The organism is Arthrobacter sp. efr-133-R2A-120, from assembly GCF_030209835.1.
Lineage (GTDB): Bacteria > Actinomycetota > Actinomycetes > Actinomycetales > Micrococcaceae > Arthrobacter.
The window spans coordinates 1-13,527 of record NZ_JARVRF010000007.1 but is presented as its reverse complement, the minus strand read 5'-3'; the positions used below and the strand labels follow the sequence as shown (position 1 = coordinate 13,527).

The window sequence follows — 13,527 nt, the reverse complement described above, 5'->3', positions numbered from 1 at the left end:
CGGGACGGACTAGTGGTCCTTGGCGTCCTGGAGCGGCGCGGGCTCCACCACCTGGAGGGCCGTCGTCGACGTGTCGTCTGATTCGGACGGCGCCTCCGGCGTGGAGCCGGTTCCGTTTGCTGAATCTTCCGCAGGCTCCACGGCGGCTTCGTCTGTGGTGGCGACATCCAACGGTTCAACCGTGACCGAGGGCGTTGCGGCGGCCGTCTCCGGGCGAACCTCGGGAACGTCGTCGGGAGCAGGCTCGGGGATGGCTGTAACACTCACCGTGGGCTTCGCTGAGCCGCCCTCCGGGGCCTTGGCTTCCGAAGCAATGACGACTGCCGGTGCCGCCAGCCCGTCGGCAGCGGCAAGCTCCGCAGCGGCGGCCTCTGCCTCCTCGGCTGCCAATGCGTTTTGCTCTTCGATGTCGTCGGCGAGGGATTTGAGCATCGCCTCGGCTTCTGCCGTCATCTCGCTGTGACCGGCTGTCAAGGCCTTGACGAGATACTGGGCCAAGGCGAATTCGGCAAGAAGTGCCGAGCGTCGCAGCAAGTGGCCGTCAGGCGTGTCCCGCCGGGCTTCCGTGTAGTGGCGGAGGACGGACTCAACAAACTTCTGTTCGTTTGACGCCACGAGCCAGGCGAAGTCATCGGCAGGATCGCCGATCCGCAGATCCGTCCAGCCTGTCAGGGCGGTGACGCTGTCGCCGTCGATCAGCAGATTGTCTTCATGGAGATCGCCGTGGACCACGCACGGATTGAAGCGCCACAGCGCCACGTCCTCCAGGGCGTGCTCCCAGCGGCGGAGCAGGGAGGGCGGAATCTTGCCCGTGGTGGCGGCCTGGTCCAGCTCGTTCAACTTGCGCTGGCGGAATTCGTTTGCCGTGTAGCTGGGAAGATCGGCGTTATTGACGAGGGACTGGGGGAGGTCATGGACCGCCGCCAGAGCCGTGCCGATCTCCTTGGCCAAGGCATCATTGCAGGTGGACAGCTCTTCGATGCTGCGCGTGGCCCCCGCCAAGTGTGCGTATACAAAGGTGCTCAGCGCACCCTGGCGAACCGTTCCGGCCACGGTAGGCATCAGAAAGGGCAGCTCGGCCCGGATGGCCGGGGCGAAAGCCCTGAGAATCATGAACTCGGTTTCCAGCCGGGCACTGGCTTCCGGATGGCGTGGTGAACGGACGCGCCAACGCTTGCCCTCCGAATCCAGCAGAAGTGCCGAATCGAAATCGGCAGCATCATCCGGGGCGGAGGCGGCAGCCATCGGCGTCAGGCCGGGCACCGCCGCGGTAGCTACAGCGGCCAGTTCGAACGGTGTTCTTCTCACGTCTTCCACGGTAGATTGACAAGCGCCTCTGGCAGCGATGCAGCGCGGCGAGTCTCGAGATCCGCAGGAAAACAGCATCCAGGGGCGTGCATCGCTGGAGGATCCAAATGTCAATTGTCGGTGCGAGTCAGTACGGTAGGTACATGAGTTTCACCGAGTTCCAGGCGCCGGCAAACCACCTTATCGATACCGTTCTTCCCGTGCGCCCCGCCATGGTTGACCGTGGATCTGCTGAACGCCTGAAACCGGGCATGCTTGACGAAGTGATCTCATCGGGCAAAGCCAAGGCCCTGGTATTGTCGCAGCGCCAAGCCCTCGTAGTGGGCGACAAGCTGTGGCTGGGCGACGCCGCGCCGCTCTTCGAATCCCTCCAAGCCGCAAGCGGACCGCTCACAGCCATTTATCTCGGCCGGACCCTTGCTGCTTCCTCCGTCCCGGAGCAAACACCAATCGTCCTCTTTGTCCCTGCTGAGCCGGTTTCGCCTGGAGCCGCGGGCCTTCCGGCCGATGGCTCGTGGGCGGGATTCCGGGAGGTAGCCGCCCGCCTTGGTGCACTGGACACAGCCTTGTTTGTCGAGGCCAGTGCCATTTCCAATTGGCATGCCACCCATACCCACTGCCCGCAGTGTGGAACTCCCACGGAAATCGAAGCCGGCGGCTGGGTGCGGCGATGCCCGCGGGACAAATCGGAGCACTATCCGAGGACCGATCCGGCCATCATTGTCACCGTGGTCGGTTCCGACGGCAGGCTGCTCCTGGGTGGAGGCGGGCCGCTTGACGCCAAGAACTACTCCACGCTGGCCGGCTTCGTTGAGCCAGGGGAATCGCTTGAACAGGCCGTGGTTCGCGAAATCGGGGAAGAAGTGGGTGTGCGGGTCACCGCTTGCCAGTACCTTGGTTCGCAGTCGTGGCCATTTCCGGCCTCGCTTATGCTCGGGTTTACGGCAACAACGGACGACGTCGAGGCCCGGCCCGACGGCGTCGAGGTCACCCGGGCGCGCTGGTTCAGCCGCGCGGAACTCCAAGCAGCCGTGCTCAGCGGTGAGATCACGATCTCCACGAGGCTTTCGATCGCGCGTTCCCTGATCGAGCACTGGTACGGCGGCGTCATCGAGGACCTCCAGCAGTGACAGGCGGCATTTTCAACGACACCGTTTCACTCGAGGACCGGATTCTCGGCGGCCTCGATGCCGAGCAGCGCGAAGTCGCCAGCAACCTCAACGGGCCAATGTGCGTTCTCGCCGGAGCGGGTACCGGAAAAACCCGGGCCATCACGCACCGCATTGCCTACGGTGTCCACTCCGGGGTCTACAGCCCACAGCGCCTCCTGGCTGTCACCTTCACCTCCCGGGCCGCCGCCGAGATGCGCAGCCGGCTGCGGGATCTCGGCGTCGGAAACGTCCAAGCACGCACCTTTCACGCCGCTGCGCTCAGGCAACTGCAGTTCTTCTGGCCGCAGGCGATCGGCGGCGTCCTGCCAAACTTGCTGGACCACAAGGCGAACATGATCGCCGAAGCCGCGCGGCGGTTCCGGCTGAGTACCGATCGGGCTTCCATCCGCGACCTCGCGGCGGAGATCGAGTGGGCCAAGGTATCCATGCTCACGCCGGCCAACTACCTTGAGAACGCGCATGGCCGAGGCACTCCGGGAGGCTTCGACCTCACAGCCGTCGCACGGGTTTTCCAGTCTTACGAGGACGTGAAGACGGACCGCAACGTGATCGACTTCGAGGACGTCCTGCTGATCACGGTGGGCATCCTCCAGGAAGACCCGAAAGTGGCTGCCACAGTCCGCGAGCAGTACCGGCACTTCGTGGTGGACGAGTACCAGGACGTTTCTCCGCTGCAACAACGGCTTTTGGAACTGTGGCTTGGCGGTCGTGACGAACTCTGCGTCGTGGGCGACGCCAGCCAGACCATCTATTCCTTCACGGGAGCCTCTCCTAAGCATCTCCTGGGATTCAAGGGCCATTACCCCTCGGCGACGGTCGTCAAACTGGTCCGTGACTACCGTTCTACGCCCCAAGTGGTGAAGCTGGCCAACGATCTCCTCGGGTCCCGCCGCAGCGGTGGAACTGTTGCCGACGCCGCGTGGGCCAAGCCCCTGCAGTTGGTGGCCCAGCGCCCGGCCGGACCGGAGCCGCGGTTCATGGAATGCCCCGACGACGAGGCCGAGGCGGCGGTGGTTGCAGGCCGGATCCGGGAATTGATCGACGCCGGCACCAAGGCGAGCGAGATTGCCGTGCTGTTCCGCACCAACGGACAATCGGAAGCCTATGAACAAGCACTTGCTTCCGCAGGTATCGGCTACCAGCTGCGAGGCGGTGAGCGGTTCTTCGCGCGCAAGGAAGTCCGGGACGCCATCCTCCAGTTGCGCGCCGCCACACGTGCGGTAGCCGAAGACTCCGCCAAGGAGCCGCTCGGTCAACTGGTCCGGGACATCGTGGCTTCGCTCGGCTACACGGATTCCGCCCCGCATAGCGGCGGCGCCCTCCGCGAGCGCTGGGAGTCCCTCGCAGCGCTCGTGGCGCTCGCGGACGAACTCGCCGTCAGCCGCGGGGCGGAATTCACGTTGATGGAATTCGTCAACGAACTCCAGGAACGTTCGGTGGCCCAGCACGCTCCTACGGTCCAAGGTGTGACGCTCGCATCGCTGCACGCCGCGAAGGGCCTGGAATGGGATGCTGTGTTCCTGGTTGGCCTGAGCGAGGGACTTATGCCTATTTCCTTCGCCGACACTCCCGAGAGCGTGGACGAGGAACGCCGCCTGCTCTACGTCGGAATCACGCGGGCACGCGAGCACCTGACCCTGTCCTGGTCGACGGCACGCACGCCCGGTGGCCGTGCCAACCGCAAGCCTTCACGCTTCCTCGACGGACTCCGCCCCGATTCGGTGCTCGGAGCCAGCGCGCGCAGCCGGGCCACGCCACGGCGCAAGGCGGCAGCACCGGCGTCGTGCAGGGTCTGCGGCACCATGCTCGCCACTGGCGCCGAACGCAAGGTGGGTCGCTGTAGCCAGTGCCCGCCCACATACGAAGAACAGACCTTTGAGGCTTTGCGGCAATGGCGCAAGGAAGAGGCCCTGAGCAACGAGGTTCCCGCTTATGTGGTCTTCACGGACGCGACGTTGACGGCCATCGCCGAGGCCCGCCCGGCATCGCTCGAGGAACTGGCAAAACTCGCTGGTGTCGGTCCTTCCAAGCTGGAAAAGTACGGTGAAGCCGTGCTGGCGGTTCTCGTCGAGAACGGGTCCGCCTAGTGCCCCGGGTCGCGGGACAGCCCGCTTTGCCGCTGACCACCGACGACGGCGCACCCGTCGTCGTGCGTCGCTCGGCCCGCCGCCGTCGTACTGTGGCGGCTTTCTGGGAGGACGGGAACGCAGTTGTTGCAATCCCTGCCCACTTCACGAAAGCTCAAGAGGGTGAATGGGTCCGGCGGATGCTGGACAAGCTCAAGCGTCAGGGGGATAGGGGCGCCCAAGGCGCCGGCAGGAGGAGACCCGCGAGCGACGCCGCCCTTGCCGGTCGTGCCGCGGAATTGTCTTCGAGGTATCTGGGCGGGCGTGCCACCCCGACGTCGGTGCGCTGGGTCAGCAACCAGAAGTCACGGTGGGGCTCGGCAACTCCGGCGGACGGGACCATCCGGCTTTCGGACAAGCTTCAGGCCATGCCGCAGTGGGTTGTCGACTACGTGTTGCTCCACGAGCTCGCGCATCTGCTCGTGGCCGGGCACAACGCCGCGTTTTGGCGCTTGCTGGAGGCGTACCCCGAAACGCAGCGTGCCAAGGCCTTCCTCGAGGGCGTCGCCTTTGCGACGTCTCGGGGGCTTGGACCCGATGAAGAAGGCGCCGGCGTCCCGGCCGGGGGCTGGGACGCCGAAGCCGATTAGGCGTTTTAGGAGCGGCTAAGCCTTGGGCTCTCCGGGCTCAGTGTCGTCAGGGGAATCGCCGTCTTCAGGCTTCGGAGCTTCCGGGGTGCCCTCGCCCTTCTCCTCATCGTTCGGAGCGTCGTAGCCGCCTTCAAGGAGCTTCTGCAGCGCATCGTCCACTTCGGTGTCGCTGGCTTCAGCCAGGCGGCGCCGTTCCGTGAAGCCCGCGGGGTCGTCGAGGTCGTGCGCCGTGGGGAGCAAATCGGGGTGCTGCCAGATGGCATCGCGGCCGGCTATTCCACGCTCGTCCTTCAGAGCAGCCCACAGTGTGGCGGCTTCGCGCAGGCGCCGCGGGCGCAGTTCGAGTCCCACCAACGAGGAGAACGCGTGTTCAGCGGGTCCTCCCGTGGCGCGGCGCCTCCGCACCGTCTCGCGGAGCGCGACGGCGGATGGCAGCACGTTCTCGGTGGCGGCGGCCGTCAGTTCGTCCACCCAGCCCTCAACCAGCGCGAGCGCGGTTTCGAGTTTCTCCAGGGCGGCCGATTGTTCGGGAGTGCGCTCGGGCGTGAACACCCCTTGGGAGAGGGCTTCTTGAATGCCCTCTGGGTTGCCGGGATCCAGGTCCCGGGCGAGGTCCTCGACGCGGGACATGTCGATGTGGATTCCCCGGGCGTACGCTTCGATGGCGCCGAGGAGATGGCCTCGCAGCCAGGGAACCTGCACGAAGAGCCGGGCATGAGCGGCTTCGCGGACGGCGAGAAACAGCCGGACGTCGTTCTCCGGGACGCTCAGGCCTTCACCGAATTTCGCCACATTGGCCGGTAGCAATGCCATCTCGAGATCAGCGAGCGGAACTCCGATATCGGTAGAGCTGACCACCTCGGCGGACAGGGCACCGATGGCCTGGCCGAGCTGCATGCCGAAGATGGCTCCGCCCATGTTCTGCAACATGGACGAGGTGCCACCCATCATGGCCTTCATTTCCTCCGGCATCTGCTGTGTCAGCGCGTCCGACAGGGCATTGGCGATGCTGTTGGCCACCGGTTCCGTGAGTCGTTTCCACGTAGAGAGGGTGGCTTCCACCCATTCGGCGCGGGACCAGGCGCGGCCGATGAGGCCCGTCGCCTGAAGATCGGTGACCGGATCCAACCAGAGTTCCGCGAGCCGGAGCGCCTCGTCGACTTCTCGGGCCTGCAGGGCATTCACCGACGGATCCGTGCCCGCAGCGGCAACGCGGCGGGCATTCTCGTGTGCGAGCTGCCAATTGACAGGGCCCTCGGAAGTGGAGCTCATCATGGCCTGCACTTGGGCGAACATCTGCTGCAGCATGTTGGGATCGTTCGGGAGCCCCGCGGCCTTGGCTAATTCGGCGGGGTCGATGTTGCCCATGCCTTGCCCGCCCATCAGGTTCTTCAGCATTTCTGCCAAGGGATCCACAGGGGAATCGTCTCCATTGGAGGGGGTATTGGGGTTGGAGGTCATGGTGCCGCCGATCGTCGGTGTGACTGGTGATCACTTTCAAGGTACCGCGATGCCCGGGGGCTGTCTGCCTCAATAACGCGTCGTTCGCTCTAGGCAAAGCAGGTCTGGCGGGCACAGCGACGTAGGGTGGATCGTTGGTATGTTTACTCGCCTCCACCCTGAGGGAGTCGAAACGGTAGCGTCGGGCACACGGTTCCCGGCGCGGAGAGGTCTTTCATTGACTAGTTTGCCGAGCCCCGGAGCTGCCGGGGAACCCGGACAGCCTCTCGGCCCCTCCAACCCCCAGGGCGTCCCGACGTCGCCCGGCCATTCCCCGGCACAGGATGCTGCAGCATCGCAGGAGCCAGGGCAGGAACCGCCCCGCGCGCCCCAAGCGGCACAGCGCCGCGACGGACGGTACATCGCGATGCTCGTCTCCGGCGCCCTGACCATTGTGTTGGGAATCGCCGCGGCTGTTCTCCCTGTTCCTTACGTCGTGGAGTCTCCCGGGCCGACGTTCAACACCTTGGGCACGGACCACAACAAACCGGTCATCAGCATCACCGGGCACGCGACGTATCCTGCCAAAGGAAATCTGGACCTGACCACCGTCTACATCAACGGCGGTCCCAACGGACCCGTCAACATTTTCGAGGCCTTCCAAGCCTGGCTGGACGGTTCCAAGGCTGTGTACCCCGAAGAACTTCTCTACCCCAAGGGCACCACCAAGCAGCAATCCGAACAGGAAAGCGCGCTTGCCATGACCACGTCCCAGGAGAACGCTGTTGCCTCGGCCCTGCAGGAAGAGAACATTCCGTACGGGCAGAAGCTTGAAGTCGCGGGGTTGTCTGACGGCTCCGCCTCTGCAGGCAAACTCCAAACAGGAGATGTCTTCACGTCGATCAACGGCAAGGCGATTACGTCCCTGAACGTCGTCCAAATCGCACTGGCCGACGGCGCGGGCGCGCCCGCCGTCGTCGTCGTCGACCGGAATGGCAAGCCCGTGACGGTGAGCATCACCCCGGGCAAGGGCTCAAACGGCAAGTACATCCTGGGCGTGCTGCTGCAGTACAAGTTCACGTTCCCGTTTGACGTCAAGATCTCCCTGGACCAGGTGGGCGGACCGAGCGCCGGCATGATGTTCGCGCTGGGCATCATCGACAGCATCACCCCCGGCGACCTCACGGGGGGCAAGCATGTGGCCGGTACCGGGACCATTTCGCCGGACGGCACCGTGGGACCTATTGGCGGGATCGCCCAGAAAATGCGCGGAGCCCGCAACGGCGGCGCCACGCTTTTCCTCGCGCCTGCCGCCAATTGCGACGAGGTAGTAGGACACATTCCGGACGGGCTGCAGGTAGTCAAAGTGGACACTCTGGCGGACGCAAAATCAGCCGTGGAGCGACTCGCCTCGGGCCAGGATATGTCCCGCCTCCCGACATGCTCCAACAACTAGACTGATGATGGAACTTAGCTCCACTGCCACTCGTGGCACTAGTGACGGCCTCCGCCATTAGCACCCGGCACCGGGGCCGACGAACACACGCACTGATGACCGTTAACTGACGACCAGCGATGAGGTATCGAGTTTGTCCCGTCCAGCCAGCACCAGCCCGCCCGGAAGACCGCAGCGGAGACGGGGTGCCCTCACTCCAACTTTGATCATCGTCGCCGTCGCGGTGGTGGGATTCATTTTCTTCGCCAATGTGTGGACAGACGTCCTCTGGTATCAGCAGCTGGGCTTCTTCGAAGTTTATTTCAAGGAAAACCTTGCCCGGATACTAATTTTCCTCGCGGGCTTCGTCCTGATGTCCGTGCCGATCTTCTACGCAATCCGCGTTGCTTACCATGCGCGGCCTGTCTATGCCCCGGATGCCGAGGTCAGGGACAACCTGAACCGGTACCAGGCCCAGCTGGAACCCGTGCGACGCGTGGTCATGATCGGCATCCCCGTGCTGTTCGGCCTGTTCGCCGGCAGCGCGGCCGCGAGCCAGTGGCAAGCGGTGCTTTTGTTCTTCAACCAGGTACCGTTCGGCCAGACCGATCCCCAGTTTGGCCTGGACATCAGTTTCTACCTCATGACGTTGCCGTTCCTTGGCTTTGTCACGGGTTTCCTCATGAGCGTTGTGGTGATTGCCGGAATCGCGGGAATCCTCACCCACTACCTCTACGGCAGTATCCGGCTCATGGAGCGGGGGATCTTCACCAGCCGTGCCGCCCAAATCCACCTGGCCGTGACCGGGGCTGTTTTCCTGCTGCTGCTTGGAGCCAACTTCTGGCTTGACGTCTACAGCACCGTCCAAAACAACGGCGGACACTGGGCAGGCGCCCTCTACACCGACGTCAATGCGGTGATCCCGACGAAGACCATCCTGGCCGTTGCCGCGGGTCTGGTAGCCATCCTCTTCATTGTGGCCGCCGTGATTGGCCGTTGGCGCTTGCCCGTCATCGGCACGGCCATGCTGATCATCACGTCCATCCTCGCTGGCGGTGTCTACCCATGGGTCATCCAGCAGTTCCAAGTCCGCCCCTCGGAGCAGACGCTGGAAAACAAGTACATTGACCGCAACATTGCCATGACCCGGTCCGCCTACGGTTTGGACAAGATCAAGGTTTCTCCGTACAACGCCACCACGGACGCCAAGACAGGGGCGCTTGCCAAGGACGCCCAGACGGCCGCCAATATCCGGCTGTTGGACCCGAACCTGGTTTCCTCGGCGTTCTCCCAGCTGGAGCAGTACCGTCCGTACTACCAGTTCCCCAAGTCTCTCAACGTCGACCGTTACACCGTGGACGGCAAGACCCAGGACACCGTGATCGCTGTCCGCGAATTGAACCAGGACGGGCTGAACGCCAGCCAGCAGACCTGGGTCAACCGGCACATCGTCTACACCCACGGTTACGGCGTCGTCGCCGCCAAGGGCAATACCTTCACGGTTGATGGCAAACCGGACTTCCTGCTGTCCGGAATTCCATCTATGGGTACGCTTGGCAGCGATGCGAGCTACCAGCCCCGCATCTACTTCGGTGAAGATTCGCCGGACTACTCAGTGGTCGGTGCCCCGGATGGCGCTCCGCACCGTGAACAGGACCGTCCGGCCGGCAAGGACACCTCTACCGAAACGCAATACACCTTTACCGGCAACGGTGGCCCCAGCGTGGGCAACTGGTTCAACCGACTCCTGTACTCCATCAAGTTCCAGTCCTCGGACCTGCTGCTCTCTGACGGCGTCAACGAGAAGTCGCAGATACTATACGACCGCACTCCGCGTGAGCGCGTGGAAAAGGTTGCTCCCTACCTGACGGTGGACGGCAGCGCTTACCCCGCAGTGGTCGACGGCCGGGTGAAGTGGATCGTGGACGGCTACACTACCAGCCAGTACTTCCCCTACTCCCAGCAGCAGCAACTGGGAAACGCTACGGCCGATTCGCAGACCACCTCCGGGCGTACGGCGGCCCTGCCGAACAGCACGGTCAACTACATCAGGAACTCGGTCAAAGCCACTGTTGACGCCTATGACGGCTCGGTCACGTTGTACGCCTGGGATGACCAGGACCCCATCCTGAAGTCGTGGGAGAAGATTTTCCCGACCACCGTCAAGCCGTACTCGGAGATGTCGGGACAGCTGATGAGCCACGTGCGCTACCCGGAGGACCTTTTCAAGGTCCAGCGTGAGTTGCTTGGGCGTTACCACGTGACCAATGCGGACAGCTTCTACCAGAACAACGACGCGTGGAGCGTTCCGAACGACCCCACGGTCACGGATCCCGTGCGGCAGCCTCCGTTCTATATGTCCCTGCAGATGCCTGACCAGACCAAGCCGGCCTTCCAGCTGACATCGTCGTTCATCCCGCAGGTGGTCAACGGCGCCGCCCGGAACATCCTGTACGGCTTCCTCGCGGCCGATTCCGACGCCGGTAGCCAGAAGGGCGTGAAGGCCGACACCTATGGCCAGTTGCGATTACTCCAATTGCCAACGGATACCCAGGTACCGGGTCCCGGCCAAGCCCAGAACAAGTTCAACTCCGATCCTGAAGTGTCGCGGGAACTCAACCTGCTCAGGCAGGGAGCATCTGATGTGCTCAATGGCAACCTCTTGACGTTGCCGGTGGGCGGAGGCCTGCTCTATGTCCAACCGGTCTATCTGAAGTCCACTGGTGAGACGTCATATCCGACGCTTCAGCGCGTGCTCGTGGCCTTTGGCGACAAGGTCGGCTTTGCCCCCACGCTCGACGGTGCGTTGAAGATCCTCTTCGGCGGTGACTCAGGAGCATCGGCAGGGGACTCGGCCAATAACGGCCAGACTCCCACTCCGCCGGGGACAACGACGCCACCGGCTGCAGCGGATGCGCAGGCCCAGCTGAAGGCTGCACTGGATCAGGCCAACAAGGCCATCCAGGATGGCCAGGCTGCACTGGCCAAGGGCGACTTCGCCGGATACGGTGCCCAGCAGAGCATCCTGTCCGCGGCGATACAGAAAGCGCTCGACGCCGAGTCCCGGCTTGGTGTCACTCCGGCTCCGTCGGCAAGTGCCAGCCCTTCGGCGAGCCCGTCGCCGTCGTCGTCCTCGTCGCCTTCGCCGAGCAAGTAGGCAATTCTCCAGCAGGCTGATTTCGGCTTGGCTGGGGTTTCGAAAGACCGGGCCAGCCCTCAGACGAGGGCTGGCCCGGTTTTCTCTTGATCTGGCTTCTGATCTGGCGGCCCGTGAGAGGTGGCCGCTGGACAGGGGAGACGGAGGTCACGTCGTTTGGATTTGGCCTGACATTCACCTGCAGGTAAAGTAGTTCTTGCGACGCGGGGTGGAGCAGTTCGGTAGCTCGCTGGGCTCATAACCCAGAGGTCACAGGTTCAAATCCTGTCCCCGCAACTGGAGAAAAGATCCGGCACAGTGGAAACACTGTGCCGGATCTTTTTGTTTTCCACCGATTTGTGATGGGGGAGTGCGGGATGGGTGGAATTGCGGGCCCGCGGAATCCCGGGACCGGCAACTTAGGCGAAGAGAATGATCCAGCAGAATCCGACGGTGCCTTCGTTTAACCCCCATTTTCGCCGCGCTCTCGATCCTGAGGTATGCGCACCGGAGACGACCGCCCCCCGCTTCCCCAGCGAGATCTTGGAGACGGTCTTAGACGGCTATGTGGGCCGATCCGGGTGAAACGTTTTTTCACACGCAGAAGCGTCGAGATCCACACTGAGATTGCCGAAAAACACACTGATTTTTGGCAAATCTGCACGGAGTTTGGCCACTTCGACCACTGAGAGGCGAAATATCGCGCTAGTTTCTTGGGCGGGGGAACAAACATTCATCACTGGATTTCCCCTCAGCCAGTTCAACAAAAAAGGAGGAAGCGCCATCGCAGCGATTTCCTCAGCAGCGATTTGGATCATTGTGCCGTGCGTCATCGGTGTCTGGCGCAATCGAACGCGGGATGTAGTTTAACCGCATGATCTCGACAACGGAGTGAAACAATGGAATCAAACCTCAAGCAGGATATTGTGTACGCCCTCAGGAAAAAGGGCGTAGCAGAAACCGAGATACCGCGCCTCCTCGACGAAACGATGGAACAACGCCGGACAGCAGGTGATCGATTCAGCGTTGACACGGCCCTGGAGCGCATGAACTGGACGATGGCTCGCCTGGGCGATAGCTCAGGGTGGCGTCAGCCCCGGCGTCCGTTCGGCTTTCTCTTCCTCGAAAATGCCGCAGGCCACTCTGCGAAAGGACGCTTTCGTCCGATCGATTCAGTTGAATTCTCGGGAGATCCGGCAGCGGTTGCGTGGGTTGCCCCTGCGGCTGCTTTACGGCACGCGTCCTCGCGGATTAGCCGATGAGGTGGGTGTCGTGCGCCTAGGCAAGTTTGGCGAAGTTTGCCGGAGCGATTCCGGCATCGTGTGCCATTGTAGTTACTGCCTGATTCGCTTCAAGCAGCCCCGTGAAGAGGTCGCCAGTGCTGGCATCCCAGCGCGATGGCTACACGCAGCGCTCGAACCAGAACTGCCTTGAGCCTTGGGACCAGGCCGGATCTGGCCTATCAATGGGGCAACAGCAGTCGAGCCTGCTGGCGGACCGCGAAATCACCCATCCTCCACAGGGCCCGCCCAACTGAGTGCTGGGAAGGTCAAGGCCTCATCCACTTACGCCCTGCATGGGATCGCTTTCAAATGACCTAGCGAACCGCCGTATGCGAGGCCCGAACGTACGGTGGTGTGAGGTGGGTCAGGAACCCCGACCCACCTACTCGATTTTGCCACCGATTTGCGGGTGGGGGAGCGGGGGATGGGTAGATCTTCTCCCCGGTACGGGTGTGCAAGCTCCGTCCTGACCTTCTTTGAGCCGTCTCGACACCCAAATAACGCGACTCGCCGTGTCGCAAGCGCTTTCCCAAATCAAAGAAGTTCAGGACGGCGCCGGGTCCCGGCGAGAACAGGCCCGCCTCTGAGGTGCTGTTGCGCCGGCCCGAAGGCTCCCTATGGATCCTGAGTTCCCCATCGTGCCGCAGCGCACACCTGAATGGTCAGGGGCGCCCCTGAATGTGCGGTAGAGTTGATTCTGCGACGCGGGGTGGAGCAGTTCGGTAGCTCGCTGGGCTCATAACCCAGAGGTCACAGGTTCAAATCCTGTCCCCGCAACCAAATAAACGAAAGAGTCCGCCCGTCTGGGCGGACTCTTTCGTTTAACCCCCTATAACCCCCCTTGTCGAGGGTTATGGGCGACCTGTCGACGCGCAAATTACCCGGGGATGCGCTAGATCCCTGTCGACACCTGAATACGGGTGTCGACGTGGATTTGGCGTGTCGCCCAGCTTTTGCCCTGACTTGGCTCATTTCCTTAGACGATATGAAGTGGGACGGGTTGCCTGGCCGTCCGGGGCGGTCCATTATCGCCGGGC

The 13,527-nt window shown here is 63.1% G+C and carries 10 protein-coding genes and 2 tRNA genes; 9 read left to right on the top strand and 3 right to left on the bottom strand.

The window, feature by feature from the left end:
- Positions 1 to 9: 9 nt before the first annotated feature.
- Entirely contained in the window at positions 10 to 1,308 is a 1,299-nt protein-coding gene (locus QRN52_RS04525) for a macrolide 2'-phosphotransferase (protein ID WP_284751580.1), read from the bottom strand.
- A 143-nt stretch (positions 1,309 to 1,451) separates the two neighbouring features.
- Between QRN52_RS04525 and nudC the strand changes: the two genes are divergently transcribed.
- From nudC to QRN52_RS04510, 3 genes are read left to right on the top strand one after another with little or no spacing between them, the layout of a single operon-like run.
- The gene (nudC, locus tag QRN52_RS04520) at positions 1,452 to 2,438 is read left to right on the top strand and encodes an NAD(+) diphosphatase (RefSeq protein WP_284751579.1); all 987 of its coding nucleotides are present in this window, start codon (positions 1,452 to 1,454) and stop codon (positions 2,436 to 2,438) included.
- Positions 2,435 to 4,567, top strand: a complete 2,133-nt coding sequence (locus tag QRN52_RS04515) for an ATP-dependent DNA helicase UvrD2 (RefSeq protein WP_284751578.1) — start codon at positions 2,435 to 2,437, stop codon at positions 4,565 to 4,567. Before nudC ends, QRN52_RS04515 begins: the two co-directional genes overlap by 4 nt.
- The gene (locus QRN52_RS04510) at positions 4,567 to 5,196 is read left to right on the top strand and encodes a M48 metallopeptidase family protein (RefSeq protein ID WP_284751577.1); all 630 of its coding nucleotides are present in this window, start codon (positions 4,567 to 4,569) and stop codon (positions 5,194 to 5,196) included. Before QRN52_RS04515 ends, QRN52_RS04510 begins: the two co-directional genes overlap by 1 nt.
- A 15-nt stretch (positions 5,197 to 5,211) precedes the next feature.
- On the opposite strand, the gene QRN52_RS04505 is transcribed toward QRN52_RS04510, so the two are convergent.
- Positions 5,212 to 6,657, bottom strand: a complete 1,446-nt coding sequence (locus QRN52_RS04505) for a zinc-dependent metalloprotease (protein WP_284751576.1) — start codon at positions 6,655 to 6,657, stop codon at positions 5,212 to 5,214.
- 217 nt (positions 6,658 to 6,874) lie between these two features.
- Here QRN52_RS04505 and QRN52_RS04500 point away from each other — a divergent pair, with 217 nt between their 5' ends.
- The 3 genes from QRN52_RS04500 (at position 6,875) to QRN52_RS04490 (ending at position 11,504) form a co-directional block, all read left to right on the top strand.
- Positions 6,875 to 8,092 carry a YlbL family protein gene (locus QRN52_RS04500; RefSeq protein WP_502869690.1) on the top strand — a complete coding sequence of 406 codons (1,218 nt, stop codon included), beginning with the start codon at positions 6,875 to 6,877 and terminating at the stop codon, positions 8,090 to 8,092.
- Between the two features lie 133 nt (positions 8,093 to 8,225).
- Positions 8,226 to 11,228, top strand: a complete 3,003-nt coding sequence (locus QRN52_RS04495; protein WP_284751575.1) for a UPF0182 family membrane protein — start codon at positions 8,226 to 8,228, stop codon at positions 11,226 to 11,228.
- A gap of 202 nt (positions 11,229 to 11,430) precedes the next feature.
- Positions 11,431 to 11,504: transfer RNA gene (locus QRN52_RS04490), tRNA-Met, on the top strand.
- A gap of 266 nt (positions 11,505 to 11,770) precedes the next feature.
- On the opposite strand, the gene QRN52_RS04485 is transcribed toward QRN52_RS04490, so the two are convergent.
- Positions 11,771 to 12,025 (bottom strand): hypothetical protein, encoded by a 255-nt coding sequence (locus QRN52_RS04485; RefSeq protein WP_284751574.1) that lies wholly within the window; start codon positions 12,023 to 12,025, stop codon positions 11,771 to 11,773.
- A gap of 81 nt (positions 12,026 to 12,106) precedes the next feature.
- On the opposite strand from QRN52_RS04485, the gene QRN52_RS04480 reads away from it, so the two are divergent.
- The 3 genes from QRN52_RS04480 to QRN52_RS04470 all read left to right on the top strand — a co-directional run bounded on the left by QRN52_RS04480 (position 12,107) and on the right by QRN52_RS04470 (position 13,270).
- Positions 12,107 to 12,469 carry a hypothetical protein gene (locus QRN52_RS04480; RefSeq protein ID WP_284751573.1) on the top strand — a complete coding sequence of 121 codons (363 nt, stop codon included), beginning with the start codon at positions 12,107 to 12,109 and terminating at the stop codon, positions 12,467 to 12,469.
- A 101-nt stretch (positions 12,470 to 12,570) separates the two neighbouring features.
- A complete protein-coding gene (locus QRN52_RS04475; RefSeq protein WP_284751572.1) occupies positions 12,571 to 12,744 on the top strand; it encodes a hypothetical protein in 174 nt (57 codons plus the stop codon).
- Positions 12,745 to 13,193: 449 nt separating this feature from the next.
- A tRNA-Met gene (locus QRN52_RS04470) sits at positions 13,194 to 13,270 on the top strand.
- Positions 13,271 to 13,527 lie beyond the last annotated feature (257 nt).